At 69.0% G+C, this 14,899-nt stretch carries 14 protein-coding genes; 7 read left to right on the plus strand and 7 right to left on the minus strand.

All coding sequences use genetic code 11. From position 1 onward, the window contains the following. Positions 1-222: 222 nt before the first annotated feature. The 4 genes from J4Z35_RS12570 to J4Z35_RS12585 form a co-directional block, all read right to left on the minus strand. A complete protein-coding gene (locus J4Z35_RS12570; protein ID WP_208065635.1) occupies positions 223-594 on the minus strand; it encodes a hypothetical protein in 372 nt (123 codons plus the stop codon). Between the two features lie 288 nt (positions 595-882). Beyond that, entirely contained in the window at positions 883-1,977 is a 1,095-nt protein-coding gene (locus J4Z35_RS12575) for an SPFH domain-containing protein (RefSeq protein WP_208065636.1), read from the minus strand. Positions 1,978-2,072: 95 nt separating this feature from the next. Then, positions 2,073-3,527 (minus strand): amino acid permease, encoded by a 1,455-nt coding sequence (locus J4Z35_RS12580; RefSeq protein ID WP_208065637.1) that lies wholly within the window; start codon positions 3,525-3,527, stop codon positions 2,073-2,075. Positions 3,528-3,722: 195 nt separating this feature from the next. Continuing rightward, complete coding sequence (locus J4Z35_RS12585; protein ID WP_082740816.1) at positions 3,723-5,399, minus strand: phospholipid carrier-dependent glycosyltransferase; 1,677 nt, start codon at positions 5,397-5,399, stop codon at positions 3,723-3,725. Positions 5,400-5,568: 169 nt separating this feature from the next. On the opposite strand from J4Z35_RS12585, the gene rsmI reads away from it, so the two are divergent. Beyond that, positions 5,569-6,411 (plus strand): 16S rRNA (cytidine(1402)-2'-O)-methyltransferase, encoded by an 843-nt coding sequence (gene rsmI / locus J4Z35_RS12590; RefSeq protein WP_006946759.1) that lies wholly within the window; start codon positions 5,569-5,571, stop codon positions 6,409-6,411. A gap of 35 nt (positions 6,412-6,446) precedes the next feature. Here the strand turns inward: rsmI and J4Z35_RS12595 are convergent, their stop codons facing one another. Both J4Z35_RS12595 and J4Z35_RS12600 read right to left on the minus strand, forming a co-directional pair. After that, positions 6,447-6,851 (minus strand): hypothetical protein, encoded by a 405-nt coding sequence (locus J4Z35_RS12595; protein WP_006946813.1) that lies wholly within the window; start codon positions 6,849-6,851, stop codon positions 6,447-6,449. Between the two features lie 13 nt (positions 6,852-6,864). After that, on the minus strand, positions 6,865-7,461 hold the full coding sequence (locus tag J4Z35_RS12600; RefSeq protein ID WP_074041245.1) for a DUF4126 domain-containing protein: 597 nt from the start codon (positions 7,459-7,461) through the stop codon (positions 6,865-6,867). A 212-nt stretch (positions 7,462-7,673) separates the two neighbouring features. Here J4Z35_RS12600 and J4Z35_RS12605 point away from each other — a divergent pair, with 212 nt between their 5' ends. The 3 genes from J4Z35_RS12605 to J4Z35_RS12615 all read left to right on the plus strand — a co-directional run bounded on the left by J4Z35_RS12605 (position 7,674) and on the right by J4Z35_RS12615 (position 11,516). After that, positions 7,674-8,657, plus strand: coding sequence for a cation diffusion facilitator family transporter (locus J4Z35_RS12605; RefSeq protein WP_074041246.1), 984 nt, complete (start codon positions 7,674-7,676; stop codon positions 8,655-8,657). Positions 8,658-8,760: 103 nt separating this feature from the next. Continuing rightward, positions 8,761-10,668 (plus strand): methionine--tRNA ligase, encoded by a 1,908-nt coding sequence (metG, locus tag J4Z35_RS12610; protein ID WP_006946793.1) that lies wholly within the window; start codon positions 8,761-8,763, stop codon positions 10,666-10,668. Then, positions 10,665-11,516, plus strand: coding sequence for a TatD family hydrolase (locus J4Z35_RS12615; protein ID WP_006946782.1), 852 nt, complete (start codon positions 10,665-10,667; stop codon positions 11,514-11,516). The genes metG and J4Z35_RS12615 overlap by 4 nt, the downstream gene beginning before the upstream one ends. Positions 11,517-11,719: 203 nt before the next feature. Here J4Z35_RS12615 and J4Z35_RS14875 read toward each other — a convergent pair whose 3' ends face one another. Then, on the minus strand, positions 11,720-12,124 hold the full coding sequence (locus J4Z35_RS14875; RefSeq protein WP_074041247.1) for a hypothetical protein: 405 nt from the start codon (positions 12,122-12,124) through the stop codon (positions 11,720-11,722). A 10-nt stretch (positions 12,125-12,134) separates the two neighbouring features. Between J4Z35_RS14875 and J4Z35_RS14770 the strand changes: the two genes are divergently transcribed. From J4Z35_RS14770 to J4Z35_RS12635, 3 genes are all read left to right on the plus strand, one after another. Beyond that, the gene (locus tag J4Z35_RS14770) at positions 12,135-12,857 is read left to right on the plus strand and encodes a resuscitation-promoting factor (RefSeq protein WP_074041248.1); all 723 of its coding nucleotides are present in this window, start codon (positions 12,135-12,137) and stop codon (positions 12,855-12,857) included. 98 nt (positions 12,858-12,955) lie between these two features. Beyond that, on the plus strand, positions 12,956-13,849 hold the full coding sequence (rsmA, locus tag J4Z35_RS12630) for a 16S rRNA (adenine(1518)-N(6)/adenine(1519)-N(6))-dimethyltransferase RsmA (RefSeq protein WP_006946797.1): 894 nt from the start codon (positions 12,956-12,958) through the stop codon (positions 13,847-13,849). A gap of 98 nt (positions 13,850-13,947) precedes the next feature. After that, the gene (locus J4Z35_RS12635; RefSeq protein WP_038569193.1) at positions 13,948-14,874 is read left to right on the plus strand and encodes a 4-(cytidine 5'-diphospho)-2-C-methyl-D-erythritol kinase; all 927 of its coding nucleotides are present in this window, start codon (positions 13,948-13,950) and stop codon (positions 14,872-14,874) included. Positions 14,875-14,899: the final 25 nt, after the last annotated feature.

The following is a 14,899-nucleotide window of genomic DNA, read 5'->3' on the forward strand; positions in this document are numbered from 1 at the left end:
CCCATAGCTCCACCGAGATGAATACAGACAGCCACCCGGACAAGATTTTTGTCCGGGTGGCTGTCTGTATTCACATCTGTCGAACACTGTGATTCGAGGAGCCGCCGCAGCGGAACGAGGATGACGGAGTCCCCATGGCTCCGACGCGCGAAGTGCGTGCCGAGCCCCGCCTTTGGCGCTGACGCGCAAAGAGCGCGTCTCAAGTCCGGGTTCGGCCGCCGCCTACTTGCTCTTGATGTCTCCTCCGATGGAGTCCTTGATGCCGTCGAGGGCTGAGGTGCTGCTCATGACGTACCAGTTGGGGCCGGCGAGGACGGCGTCGTCGCCCGTCAGTTTGCCGGTCGCGTCGGTGATGGCTTTCTTGGCTGCGTTCTCGCCGTCGTAGACGACGAAGATGGCGTGGGTGCCGCCGACGCATTCGCCTGAGCTGGAGGCGCCCGCGGGCGGCGTCGTCGGGTTGTACCCGGTGCAGTGCAGGCCTGCGTTGACGGCTGCGCTGCGCAGTTCCGTCGCGGTGTCGAAGCGGTGGGTCTGGGCGGAGCACGCGGTCAGGACGAGCAGGGGTGTGACGGTGGCGATGGCCCAGGTACGCATGGTGTCAGGCTACTCGCCCGCCCCGGCGCGCTGCGTGCTTCCCCCGTCCTCATCGGTGAAAGCGTGGGTCGGTGCAGTGCGGCGCGAGTCCGCGGTCAGGGTGACGCTTCGCGCTGTGACAACGAATCCGCCCGACGCGTTGAAACGCCGCTCACCGACCCCAACGCCACAACGTCCGTTGAATGCGGCCGAAAATCGCCGATGTGGACGAGATCCGCGAAGGGGGACGCCGTTCGCCGATGTGGACGAGATTCGCGAAGGGGGACGAGAATCGCAGGGGGGCGGGGGTTACTTCGACGAGGAGCCGGTGGAGGGGACGACGACGGCGGAGCCCGAGGACGGCCAGCACGAGAAGCCTGCGGGCAGCGTCACCTTGCCGCCCTCGACCATGTCGAGGCACTTGGAGACGAGGACGTTCGGGTCCTTGCTCACCGACTTCGCGAGCGCTTCGTTGGCCTTCGCCTGCTGTTCGGCCGTCTTGACGCCCTGCTCGGCGATGCGCGTCTGCGCGACCTGAGCGAGCAGCGCGTTGGCCTTCGACTGCGTGTTGTCGTCGAGCTTGATGACCGGGATGATCACCGACAGCACCTCGATCTGGTCGCCGATCTGGTCGCGCATGTCCTTCGTCGCGTCCTCTGAGAGCTTCGCGAGCGTCGGGGTCGTCGGGTTGCCCTTCTCGTCGACGGCGAGGGCGTCGTAGGACGCGAACTCCTTGTTGAGGCTCGAGGACAGCTGCCGGTCGACGAGGCTCGAGCGGATGCTGGAGAACTCGCGGTAGTTCTGGAACAGCGCGTCGGAGGCGTCGGGGCGGATGCGCCAGCGGATGGACGCGTCGACGCACGCCGTCGCCTGGTGGGCGATGCGCACGTTGATGCAGCTCTTGTCGTCGGCGGTGTGGCTGTCGGTCTGGATCGCGGCGTCCATGTACGTCACCTTCTGCCACGGCGCCTTGAGGTGGAAGCCATTGCTGAGGCTGCCCGTCGGCTTGCCGAACGTCGTCACGACACCGATCTCTTTCGTCGGCACGACGACGGAACTCGCGACGGCGAGGACGATGACGGCGAGCGTCGCGCAGGCCGCAGAGACGAGGTAGGCCAGACGCGCGCGAGCCCGCGTGCTCGGCGCCTCGGGACGCGCGGCGTGCAGGAACCCGCGGGCGGGGGAGGCGCCGGAGTCGAGATCATCGCTGTCGTCGGCGTCGACATCTTCTACACCGTCATCCGATGCGTCGAGATCACCCGCGCGGGCACGACCGGTCGTGGCCGCCTCGCCCCGTGAGTCCGGGACGGCCTGCTTCCGCCCCGCGCGGCGCAGGTGGCGCCCGTAGAGGAAGGCCACGAGGGCGAGCAGGAGCAGGATCACGCTGAAGATCGTCGAGGCCATGGCGTGAGTGTAGAGCCGCGATGACGCCCGAATGGCGACGCGCCGCCCACATCGTCGTGGGCGGCGCGCCGCGCGAGCTTCGGGTCAGGCGCGCGTCACGGGTGACGTTCGTGGCGTGCGAGCTCGCTGGTCTCGGTGTCGACGTGCGGCGATGCTTCGACCGCTTCGAGGATCGATTCCTCGCTGCCGGCCTTCGCGCCGTAGCGAGCGATGCCGATGCCGACGACGACGGCGGTGAGGCCGAGCGTCAGCCATAGGTTGAGGCGCTGGTCGGCGCGCAGCGCCATCGCGACGATCGTGAAGACGATGAACGCCATCGTCACGTAGGTGAGGACGGGGAACGCCCACATGCGTACGGCCGGGCGTGCGCCGACACGGTTCATCGCGGCGCGCGAGCGCAGCTGCGTCGCGGCGATGACGAGGTAGACGATGAGCGCGATGGCGCCTGACGTCGACAGCAGGTACGTGAAGATCTTCTCCGGCAGCAGGTAGTTGCCGAACACGGCGACGAAGCCGACGACGACGGAGACGAGGATCGCGACCTGCGGCACGCCGCGTCGGTTGATGCGCGCGAACGCCTTGGGTGCGTCGCCGCGCTGGCCGAGGCTGAACGCCATGCGACTCGCGGTGTAGAGCGCGGAGTTGAGGCAGCTCGCGACGGCGGTCAGGATGACGAAGTCGAGCACGCTCGCCAGATTCTCCAGACCCATGTTGTTGAGCGCCTCCTGGTAGGAGCCATTCTTCTGCAACGAGGGGGAGTTCCACGTCGTCAATGCGATGACCACGAAGATCGAGCCGAGGTAGAACAGCGAGATGCGCCAGATGACGCTGTTGACGGCCTTGCGGATGCCCTCGACCGGGTTCTTCGACTCGGCCGCGGCGATCGTCACGATCTCGGTGCCCATGAACGTGAACATCGTCGTCAGCATGGCGGCGAGGACGCCGCTCCAGCCGTCGGCGAAGAAGCCGTGGTCGGTGAATCCGTGCAGCCCCGAGGCGTGCGAGCCGGGAAGGATGCCGAGGATCGCGAGCACACCGAGGACGATGAACCCGACGATGGCGATGACCTTGATGAGCGCGAACCAGAACTCGAACTCGCCGTAGTTGGCGACGGAGAACAGGTTCGTCACCGTCAGCAACGCGGTGATGATGAGAGCGAACACCCATTGGGGCCAGTCGATCCAGCCCGAGAGGATCTTCGCGCCGGCCGTCGCCTCCACGGGGATGACGAGCACCCAGAACCACCAGTACAACCACCCGATGGAGAAGCCCGCCCACTTGCCGAGCGCGCGGTCGGCGTAGACGGAGAACGAGCCGGAATCGGGGTTGGCCGTCGCCATCTCGCCGAGCATGCGCATGACGAGGACGACGAGCGTCCCGGCCAGCGCGTAGGCGATGAGGACCGACGGGCCGGCGAGCTTGATCGCCGAGGCCGAGCCGACGAAGAGGCCGGCGCCGATGACGCCGGCGATCGAGATCATCGTGACGTGGCGCGGCTTGAGGCCGCTGCTGAGAGCTTCGCCGTCAGCGGGCGGATGGGGTGCGTTCATGTGGAGAACTCTGACGGCTCGTATCGCATCGGACAATCGCCCCGCCGCGCGTCAGCCGATTCGTACCCAGATCGTGACCTGGGTCATAGCACGATGAGAGGTCGCGCATTGGTGATCGGCGAAGCCGCGGGCTCCGCCGCCGGCATCACGAGCCTCGACCGCCGGTCGGTACGCGACCCGCGCCGGAAGCCCCCGTCAGATCCAGGACGGCAGCCACATCCGCCAGCTCCAGTGGTCGTGGGGGATGACCTGCGCGGTGTAGATCGGCCAGAAGAAGACGAACGTCGCGACGGCGAGCACGACGTACGCACCGACGACGCCGGCGCCGATGCGTCGCCGTCGCAGGCTCGCGGTGGCGGGTCCGAGGATCAAGCCCAGGCAGTACGTGACGGCCAGGATGACGTAGGGCGCGAACACGACCGCGTAGAACGTGAAGACGGTGCGCTCCTGATAGCTGAACCAGGGCAGCCATCCGGCGAGCACGAGTGCGATGAGCGTCCCGGCACGCCAGTCGCGGCGCAGCGCCCACATGAAGATGCACACGAGCAGGGCGGCGATGCCGAACCACCAGATGGTGACGTTGCCGAGCGAGGTGATCGCCTTGGAGCATTCCGTGACCGAGCACCCCTGATCGCCCTTCGCAGGCGCCTCGTAGAAGAACGAGGTGGGGCGTGTCTGCGCCATCCACGACCACGGGTTCGACTGATACGTGTGTGGCGACGTGATGCTCTCCGCCGAGTCGTACATCTGGATGTGGTAATGCCACAGGCTGCGCAGGCTGTCGGGCAGCCACGAGAACAGGCTCGAATCGGGTGCGAACCCGGTGTTCTTGGTCGCCGGGTTGCTCGCGGCCCAGTTGCGTCCCCAGGCGTCGTTCGAGTGGAACCATCCGGCCCAGGTGAGCAGATATGTCAGGCATGCCGTGGGGACGATGATGAGCGCCCCGGTGACGGCGTCCTTGATGACGGTCGCCGAGAGCCAGCGGCGGACGCCGACGGCGCGGCGCGCTCCGAGATCCCAGAACACGGTGAGCAGACCGATCGCGGCGAGATAGAACCCGTCGGACCACTTCGTCGCCATGCCGAGGCCGAGGCACACGGCGGCGACCCAGCGCCACGGGCGCAGGCCGAGCGACGGGCCGGCGAGGCGCTGCTTCGCATCGAACGACCAGTCGCCGTCACGACGCAGCTGCGCGACCTTGCGCGCGAGGATCCGACGGCTGCGGTCGCGGTCGGCGAGGATCGCGACGAACCCGGCGAGAGCCCAGAAGCTGACGAGCCCGTCGAGGATCGACGTGCGCGACATGACGAATTCCATGCCCTCGAACGCGGTCAGCAGCGCCGCGATCGTCGCGAGCGTCGCCGAGCGGAACAGGTGCCAGGCGGCGCGCCCGACGAGCAGGATCGCGAGCGTGCCGGTGAGTGCCACCGCGATGCGCCAGCCGAACGAGGAGGTGATGCCGAACAGGTGCTCGCCGGCGCCGATCATCCATTTGCCGAACGGCGGATGGACGATGAAGTCGGGTTCGGTGCCGTACACGGTCGGCACCTGGCCGTGCGTGAAGAACGCGTCCGGCTCCGGCATGTTCGCGGGCGTCTTGCGTTCGTGGCCGTACAGGATCATCGACCAGCCCTGCTTGACGTAATACGTCTCGTCGAAGATCAGCTGATGCGGGCGACCCAGATCCCACAGCCGCAGCAAACCGCCGATCAGCATGACCGTCAGGGGGCCGAACCAGCTCCACAACTTCTGCTGCGCACTCGCCGGGGCGCCGAGCAGGCGCTCGCGCAGCATCAACTCGTCACGGTCGGGATGGCCGTCGGTGTCGACGCGGGTGGCGGACGACGGGGCGTCAGTCAGGGTGGCGTTCACCGGTGGCGTCCTCGATCCTCGCGGGCTGGCGGTGGGACGGTCTGCCCCGGTTGGCCAGCGTAGTCGGTGGCACTGACAGGAGGGGCCCGCTCCGACGTCACGCCCCGTGACCCAGGTCGACCCGCGGCGGGCACGAGGCGCGCCTGCGCCAGCGTGACACCATGGCCGCGTGAGTACCGAAGCACCCGTCCCCGCCCTCGTTCTCGCCGCGACGCCGATCGGCGACCCGGCGGACGCGGCACCGCGTCTCACGCACGAACTCGCGAGCGCGCCGCTGATCCTCGCGGAGGACACGCGGCGGACGAAGCGGCTCTGCGACGCGCTGGGCGTCACCCCGAGCGGGTCGATGATGAGCTACCACGAGCACAACGAGGCCCAGCGCACGGGCGAGATCGTCGAGCGCATCGCCGCAGGCGAACGCGTCCTGCTCGTCACCGACGCCGGGATGCCGAGCGTCAGCGACCCGGGGTACCGCCTCGTCGCCGCGTGTGTCGAACGCGACCTGACGGTGACGTGCGTGCCCGGCCCGTCGGCCGTACTCATGGCGCTCGCGGTGTCAGGGCTGCCCGTCGACCGGTTCTGCTTCGAGGGGTTCCTGCCGCGCAAGGCCGGCGAACGCGCCCGCATGCTCGCGGCGCTCGCCGACGAGGCACGCACGATGGTGTTCTTCGAGGCGCCGCACCGTTTGGCGGTGACGCTCGAGGCGATGGCCGACGCGTTCGGCGACGAGCGGCGCGGCGCGGTCTGTCGTGAACTGACGAAGACGTACGAGGAGGTCCGCCGCGGTGGTCTGCGCGAACTCGCGGCGTGGGCCCTCGACGGGGCACGCGGCGAGATCACCGTCGTCGTCGAGGGTGCCGAACCTCGCGAGGCGTCGCTCGAGGATGCGGTCGCGACGGTGCTCGATCTCGTCGCCGGGGGAGTGCGGCTCAAGGACGCGTGCGGCCAGGTCGCCCAGGCGAGCGGCCTGTCCAAGAAGACCCTGTACGACGCTGCTCTCGCGGCGCGCTGACGGTTAGCGCCCCCGAGCAACCGCAGGCCCGGTCGTCAGTCCTGGGCGTCGACGAAGTACACGCAACCGGGGTCGAGGGGCGTGCGCAGGCTGCCGCGGGCCGGGTCGTTCGGGGGGTAGCAGGCCCACAGCGCATGGGTGAGGTTCCACGTCGCGGTCGGGATGACGGCTTCGAGTTCGTGTGAGGTCGCATCGACCGACGGCGCGTCGAGTCGCGCCCGCACGTGGACGCCGTCGTCTCGCGGTTCGGCGGCGATGAGCGTCACCGTCTTCGTCGCGACGTGCGGGTTCTGACCCGAGGCGGTGACGGCGTGCCACGTCCGCATCACCCCGAACACGACGAGCGCGATGACGAGCGCCGCGACGATGTTGCGCACGAGACGACGGCGCCGAAGGCGGTGTTCGAGCGCGGAGTCGGCGGCGAGGGCGGGAAACGACATGGGCCGGGCGCTCTCAGACCGCGGCGCGCGCGGCGCGGCGCTCACGCATTGCGACGACCCGGCGCCACAGCCGCCACATCACCCACGCGACGACGGCGAGCAGCACGAGCGCGAGGATCGGCGCGAAGACGGCCGCGAGGCTGAGCAGGATCGACGTCGCGTCCTCCGCCGTCGACAGGACGGGCGCGGCGAACCCACCCGTCCCGACGTTCGCGACGGGGCGCGCGGCGGCCTTTCCCGTGTGGAAGATGCCCGCGACGATGGCGCCGCCGATGAGGCCGACCCACGGATGCTGCGTCATCCACGGCGAGTTGTCGAGGTTCGCGGCGGCCGCCGTCCCCGCGAAGACGACGGCGCCCGAGGCGGGGCGCACGATCGTGCCGAGCGCATCGTTGACGCTGTCGAGGGCCGGGATCTTGTCGACGATGATCTCGCCCACGAGAAGGATCGACGCGATGACGATCGACGGCGTGCTCTCGACCCACGAGAACCCGGAGGGCAGCGTGATCACGTCGGTGAAGCGCGCGAGCAGAGCGACGACGACATACGGGATGTAGGCGTTGAGACCGGCGGCGGCGGACAGGCCCGCCCCGGTGAGCGCTGCGAACATGGCACGTCCTTCGGGTCAACGACCGCCGGCGCCTCCGGCCCCGGCGAAACACTGCGTCAACTCTGGCACAGCCGCGGGCATTCCCCCGAACGACGCCGGTGCAGCTGAGTCACATGATGCGCGTCGAGTCAGTCAGGACTGACGCAGCGCGCATCACGTGACTCAGCCGTCGATGAGGGCCGTTAGCATTGTGCCGACCGAGGAGGTGGCGCGTGGGCACACGACACGAATCGCATGACGGGCGCGAGGCCCATGAGCAGCAGGCTGCGCATGACGGCCACGGACATGGCGGCCACGCCCACAGCCATGCTCCGAGTGCTGACGCCGACCGGCGCTACCTGAGCGCAGCCCTCGCGCTGCTCGCGCTCTACATGCTCGCCGAGGTCGTCGTGGCCTTCGCGACGGGTTCGCTCGCGCTGCTGTCGGACGCGGCGCACATGCTGACGGATGCCGCCGCCATCGCGTTGGCGCTGTGGGCGATCCACCTCGCTGCGAAGCCCGCCAACGCGCGGTTGACGTTCGGGTTCAAGCGCGCCGAGATCCTCTCCGGCCTCGGCAACGGCATCACGTTGTTGCTGCTCGGTGCGGTGCTGCTCGTCGAGGCGGTGCGGCGCCTCGTCGACCCGCCGCAGGTCGAGCCGAAACCCGTCCTCGCGGTCGCCCTGGCGGGCGTCGTCGTCAACGTCGCCGCGGGCATGCTGCTCGCCCGCGCGAACCGGACGTCGCTCAACGTCGAGGGCGCGTACCGTCACATCATCACCGACTTGTACGGGTTCATCGGTACGGCCGTGGCCGCCGCCGTCATCTGGGCGACGGGGTGGATGCGCGCCGACGCCGTCGCGACGCTCATCGTCGTCGCTCTCATGTTCCACGCGGGGGCAGGGCTCGTCGCGCAGGCCGGGCGCGTGCTGCTCGAGGGCGCGCCGGACGGCACGGACGTCGAGGCGATCCGCGCGCACATGCTCGAGGTCGATCACGTACGCGACGTGCACGACCTGCACGTGTGGAGCGTGACGAGCGACCTGCCGGCATTGTCGGCGCACCTCGTCATCGACGACGAGTGCTTCCACGACGGGCACGCCCCGCGGCTGCTCGACGAGGTGCTCGAGTGCCTGGTCGGCCACTTCGACGTCGACCACTCGACGCTGCAGTTCGAGCCCGCGAGCCACGCGGCGCACGAGAGCGGACTGCACTGAGTCGACCTCGTCGGCGTGCGCTCCTCGCCGGGGCCACCTCGGGGCGCGGCAGGGGAGGTGACACGAGAGAGCGGTTGTCGGCGGCGGCTCCTAGGATGGGCCCATGACCAAGGTTCTCTCCGCTGTTGCCTGGCCGTACGCCAACGGCCCCCGCCACATCGGGCACGTCGCCGGTTTCGGTGTGCCCTCCGACGTCTACAGCCGGTACATGCGCATGGCGGGTCATGACGTGCTCATGGTCTCGGGCACCGACGAGCACGGCACGCCGATCGTCATCATGGCGGAGAAGGCGGGCAAGACGCCGCAGGAGTTCGCGGACGAGAACGCGAGCATCATCGTCGACGACCTCGTCGGCCTCGGCCTCAGCTACGACCTGTTCACGCGCACGACGACGGCGAACCACTACGAGGTGGTGCAGAAGCTGTTCCTCGCGCTGCACGAGAACGGGTACATGGTCGAGCAGACGACGTCGGGCGCCATCAGCCCGTCGACGGGGCGAACCCTGCCGGATCGGTACATCGAGGGCACGTGCCCGATCTGCAAGTACGCGGAGGCGCGCGGCGATCAATGCGACAACTGCGGCAACCAGCTCGACCCGACGGATCTCATCGATCCGCGTTCCAAGATCAACGGTGAGACGCCGGAGTTCATCGAGACGCAGCACTTCTTCCTCGACCTGCCGGCGCTCGCGGACGCGTTGTCGTCGTGGCTCGACGGGCGTGAGGCGACGGGCACGTGGCGCCCGAACGTCATCAAGTTCAGCCAGAACATCCTCGAGGAGATCCGTCCGCGCGCGATGACGCGCGACATCGACTGGGGCATTCCCGTGCCGCTCGACGGATGGCGCGAGCAGCCGACGAAGCGTCTGTACGTGTGGTTCGACGCCGTCGTCGGCTACTTGTCGGCCTCGATCGAGTGGGCACGTCGCCTCGGCGAGCCCGACAAGTGGCGCGAGTGGTGGAACGCGCCTGCGAGCACGGGCGGAGATGCGGAGCTCGCTCGGGCGGAGCGTGCGACGTCCGACGAGGGCAGCGTCGGAGCCCAGAAGGCATCGGAAGTACTTGGAAACAGCGACGGAGTCGCGGTTTCCAAGTACTTCATGGGGAAGGACAACATCGTCTTTCATTCGCAGATCTGGCCCGCTGAGCTTCTTGCTGCGAATGGCGAGGGCGCGAAGGGCGGGGTGGAGAGTCCTTTCGGGCATCTCAACCTGCCGTCGGAGGTCGTCTCGTCCGAGTTCATGACGATGGAGGGCAAGCAGTTCTCGACGAGTCGGGGGCATGTCATCTACGTCAAGGACGTGCTGGAGCGCTACGGTCCCGATCCGTTGCGGTACTTCATCGTCGCGGCCGGCCCCGAGAGTCAGGACGCGGACTTCACGTGGGCCGAGTTCGTGCAGCGCAACAACTCGGAACTCGTCGCGGGCTGGGGCAATCTCGTCAATCGTGCGGCGAGCATGATCCACAAGAACTTCGGTGAGATCCCGGCGCCGTCCGAGTTGGCCGATGTCGACCGCGAGGTGCTCGACGCGGTGCGCGGCGGGTTCGCGACGGTGGGTGCGCTCATCGAGCGCAACCGTCTCAAGGCGGCCCTCACGGAGACGATGCGTCTCGTCGGCGAGGTCAACCGGTACGTCGCGGTGACGGAGCCGTTCAAGCTCAAGGGTGAGGACGAGCGGGAGCGTCTCGCGACGGTGCTGCACACGCTCGCGCAGTGCGTCGTCGACCTCAACACGATGATGGCGCCGTTCGTGCCGTTCTCCGCGAATCTCGTGCACGAGGTCATGGGCGGTGAGGGGGAGTTCATGCCGATGCCGGTCGCGAAGGAGGTCACCGACCTCGACGACGGACGTCCGTACCGCATCATCACGGGCGAGTACTCGGCCACGCCGCGCTGGCAGCCGCGTGACGCCGCGCCGGGCACGCCGATCGCGAAGCCGAAGCCGGCGTTCAAGAAGTTCGACCCGGCGGTGGTCGAGGAGGAACTCGAGCGAATGAACATCTCGGCGTGAGCGACCCAAACCTGCGCCGCAGCGACAAGCCGACGCCGCCGCAGCCGCTGCCGTCACCGGTCGTCGACAATCACACTCACCTCGACATCTCCCGTGACGGCGGCGCGCCACCCGACGTGCGCGCCGTCATCGACGAGGCCGTCGCGGTCGGCGTCGATCGGATGGTGCAGGTGGGGTGTGATCTTGCGGGCGCGCGCTTCACCGAGCGCGTCATCGACGCCCACCCCGAATTGCTCGGCGGCGTCGCGCTGCACCCCAACGAGGCGCCCAAGCTGTACGCCGCGGGCGAGCTCGACGCCGCATACGCCGAAATCGAGCGCATCGCGGCCCACCCGCGGGTGCGTGTCGTCGGTGAGAGCGGGCTCGACTACTTCCGCACCGGCCCCGACGGCGTCGCGGTGCAGCAGGAGAGTTTCCGGTGGCACATCGAGCTCGCCAAGCGCTTCGGCAAGGCGCTGCAGATCCACGACCGTGAGGCGCACGAGGACGTCATGCGCATCCTCGCCGAGCAGGGCGCGCCTGAGAAGACCGTCCTGCACTGCTTCAGCGGTGATGTCGCGATGGCGCGCGAGTGCGTCGAGCGCGGCTATTACGTCAGCGTCGCCGGCGTCGTGACGTTCAAGAACGCCCGCGAACTGAGGGCGGCACTCGCACAGGTGCCGCTCGAGCAGCTCCTCGTCGAGACGGATGCGCCGTACCTGACGCCGTCGCCGCACCGCGGGGCGACCAATGCGCCGTACCTCGTGCCGCTGACGGTGCGAGCGCTCGCCGAGGTCAAGAACGTCGACGTCCCGGCGCTGTGTGCGGCGTTGTCGGAGACGTCCGAGCGCGTCTACGGGCCGTGGTGAGCGTCACGCGCGTGATTCCATAGCGCAGCGATCGACGCAAGGGGGCTGGCACCGCGTGTGACGAATCCCACTGCAGCGGAAGATTTCCCGGGATGCCGCACCTGACGCCCCATCGCGTCGCAGTATCCGTTACGGTTCCGTTATCTGAATTTGACCCTCGCGGGTTGCCTCGGCAGTGTTGTCCGGGTTAACCCGAGTCTGGATCACACGGACGTGCCCTCGACCCCATGGTCGACGGGCTGGAGCGCAGGCCTGAGCCGAGCGCTTCGCACCGAGCCTTCGGTGCTCTGCGCGCCGCCAGTGAGGGACCTTCGACATCGGAGCATGATGACGTTCTCGACCACCCGCACCACTTCTCGTACGATCGCCGCGGCCGCTGCCGTGGCAGCCGCTTCGACGCTGGCCGCTTGCGGTTCGAGCGACTCGAAGACCGCGTCCGACGTTCCCTCGATCTCCTCGAGCTCGACGCCGACGAAGTCCGCGACCTCGACGCCGTCCACGACGAAGGCTGCGCCGAAGCCGTCCACGACGAAGGCTGCGCCGAAGCCGTCCACGACGAAGGCTGCGCCGAAGCCGTCCACGACGAAGGCTGCGCCGAAGCCGTCCACGACGAAGGCTGTGCCGAAGCAGACGCAGGCCGAGCGCGCCTCGCGTTCGCAGGCCCGTCAGGCTCTGCCGGCCAAGCCCGCCACGCCCGCCAAGGCCGCTGCTCCCGCCGTCACGTACGTCAACTGGAGCCAGGTCCAGACGATCCCGGCGAAGACGAAGTACGTCTACAGCGCCGACATGCCCAAGGGCACGTCCAAGGTGACGCAGGAAGGCCGTTCGGGCGCCGAGACGGTGACGTACCGCAGCGCCAAGAAGGGCGAGAAGGTCGTCTCCTCCAAGGTGATCGACACGACCGTCACGCGCAACGCCGTGCGCCGCGTCGTCACGATCGGTACGAAGCAGGCCGTTCAGCAGGCGCCGCAGCAGTCGCAGCAGACCCAGGTGTCGCGTTCGACCGCCCGCAAGGCCGTGACGCAGCAGAGCGCGCCGAAGCAGCGCACCTACGCCTCGTCGGCCCAGCGCACGCAGAAGAGCGCTGCCGCTCCGGCCGCCGCCAACTCGGGCATGTGGGACCGCATCGCTCGTTGCGAGTCGACGAACAACTGGCACATCAACACGGGCAACGGCTACTACGGCGGCCTGCAGTTCGACAACCAGACGTGGCTCGGCTCCGGCGGCGGCGCCTACGCCCCGCGCGCCGACCTCGCGACCCGTGAGCAGCAGATCGCCATCGCGAACAAGGTCTACGCCCAGCGCGGCCTGCAGCCGTGGGCCTGCGGCCACGCAGCCTGATCGACACCTGACGCGCACCGCGCGCCCGGTCATGAAGACCCGGCTCGTCCCCTCGTGGGGCGGGCCGGGTCTTCGCATGTGCCGATAGGGTTGGCGTCATGCATGACGACGACGCGACGCCCGCAGGCCGTGACGACACGACGGGCCTGTTGAGTGCCGCCGACATCCGCGAGCTCGCCGAGCGTCACGGGGTGCGTCCGACGAAGACGTGGGGGCAGAACTTCGTCATCGACCCGAACACGGTGCGCAAGATCGTCCGCCTGGCAGGGGTCGGGGCCGACGACACCGTCGTCGAGGTGGGCCCGGGGCTCGGGTCGTTGACGCTCGCGCTGCTGCCGGCCGTCGCGCATCTCAGCGTCGTCGAGGTCGACCCGAACCTGGCGGCGCAGCTTCCCGCGACGGTGGAGCGGTTCGCGCCGCAGCACGCATCGAAGCTGAACGTCGTCCAAGCGGATGCGATGACGGTCGACTCGCTCGAGCCGGCACCGACCGCGCTCGTCGCGAACCTGCCGTACAACGTGTCGGTGCCCGTGGTCCTCAACTTCCTCGAGCATTTCCCGTCGCTGCAGCGCGTGCTCGTCATGGTGCAGCTCGAGGTCGCGCAGCGCCTCGCAGCTGAGCCGGGCAGCAAGGTCTACGGCGTGCCGAGCGTCAAGGCCGCCTGGTACGCCGACGTGCGTCTCGCCGACCGCGTCGGACGCAACGTCTTCTGGCCGGCCCCGAACGTCGATTCGGGTCTCGTCTCGCTCGTGCGTCGTGACCCACCGACGACGGAGGCGACGCGCGCACAGGTCTTCGCGTGCATCGACGCCGCGTTCGCACAGCGCCGCAAGACGCTGCGGGCTGCCCTCGCCGGCTGGGCGGGCGGCGCCGACCGGGCCGAGGCGGCACTCGTGGCGGCGGGCATCGACCCGCGGACGCGAGGCGAGCGCCTCGGTATCGACGAGTTCGCCGCCATCGCCTCCGCCCACGCGGCGGCGACGCAGGACTGAGTCGTCCTCCGGCCGCAATGCCCACCCAACACTGTGGCGGACGGCGCCTGTTGGCTCGGGTGGCTGCCCGGAGGGCGGTCCATGCATAGGGTGGGGGCATGACGGCTTCGAGCGCACAGATCACCCGCGTCAGCGTGAGGGTGCCTGCGAAGGTCAACCTCGAGCTGTGCGTGGGGCCACGCCGAGCCGACGGGTTTCACGACCTCGCGACGACGTTCCATGCCGTCGACCTGTTCGACGAGGTTGATGTCACGTCGGCCGACGAGTTCTCGCTCACGGTGACGGGGCTCGGCGCGGACGTCGTGCCGTGCGACGAGTCGAACCTGGCCTGGCGAGCGGCGCAGCTCATGGCCACCTCGTACGGCGTCGACGGCCGCTGCGCCATCGCGATTCGCAAGGCCATCCCGGTGGCTGGTGGCATGGCGGGCGGATCGGCAGACGCCGCCGCGACGCTCGTCGCCTGCGACGCGCTCTGGGGGCTCGGCCTGTCGCGCGCGACGCTCGAGGAGCTCGCCGCGCAGCTCGGCTCAGACGTCCCGTTCGCCCTCACCGGAGGCACGGCGCTCGGCACCGGGCGCGGGGAGAAGATCGTGCCGGTGCTCGCGACGGGCACCTACCACTGGTTGTTCGCGCTGACGCACGAGGGGCTGTCCACGCCCGCCGTCTACGCCGAGTGCGACCGGCTGCGGGAGGGCCACCGCGTGCCTGAGCCCTCTCCGTCGGACGGCCTGCTCGCGAGCGTCCGCTCCGGTGACGTCCACGGCGTCGCCGTCGCCATGCACAACGACCTGGAGCCTGCGGCGCTGTCGCTCATGCCGAGGCTGCGCGCCCTGATGGAGTTCGGCCTGGAGATGGGTGCCCTCAACGCGATGGTCTCGGGTTCGGGCCCGACGGTGGCGTTCCTCATGGCGAGCCGCAAGGACGCCGTCGCGCTGCGCAACGTGCTCGCTGCCGGTGACCTCGCGGACGACTACGTCCTCGCCGCCTCCACTCCCCACGGCGCCCAGATCACCTCCGCCTCCTGACGCCCCGACCGAACCCCCGACCCGC

The sequence above is a fragment of the Dermacoccus sp. NHGro5 genome (assembly GCF_017565385.1).
Taxonomy (GTDB): domain Bacteria; phylum Actinomycetota; class Actinomycetes; order Actinomycetales; family Dermatophilaceae; genus Dermacoccus; species Dermacoccus nishinomiyaensis.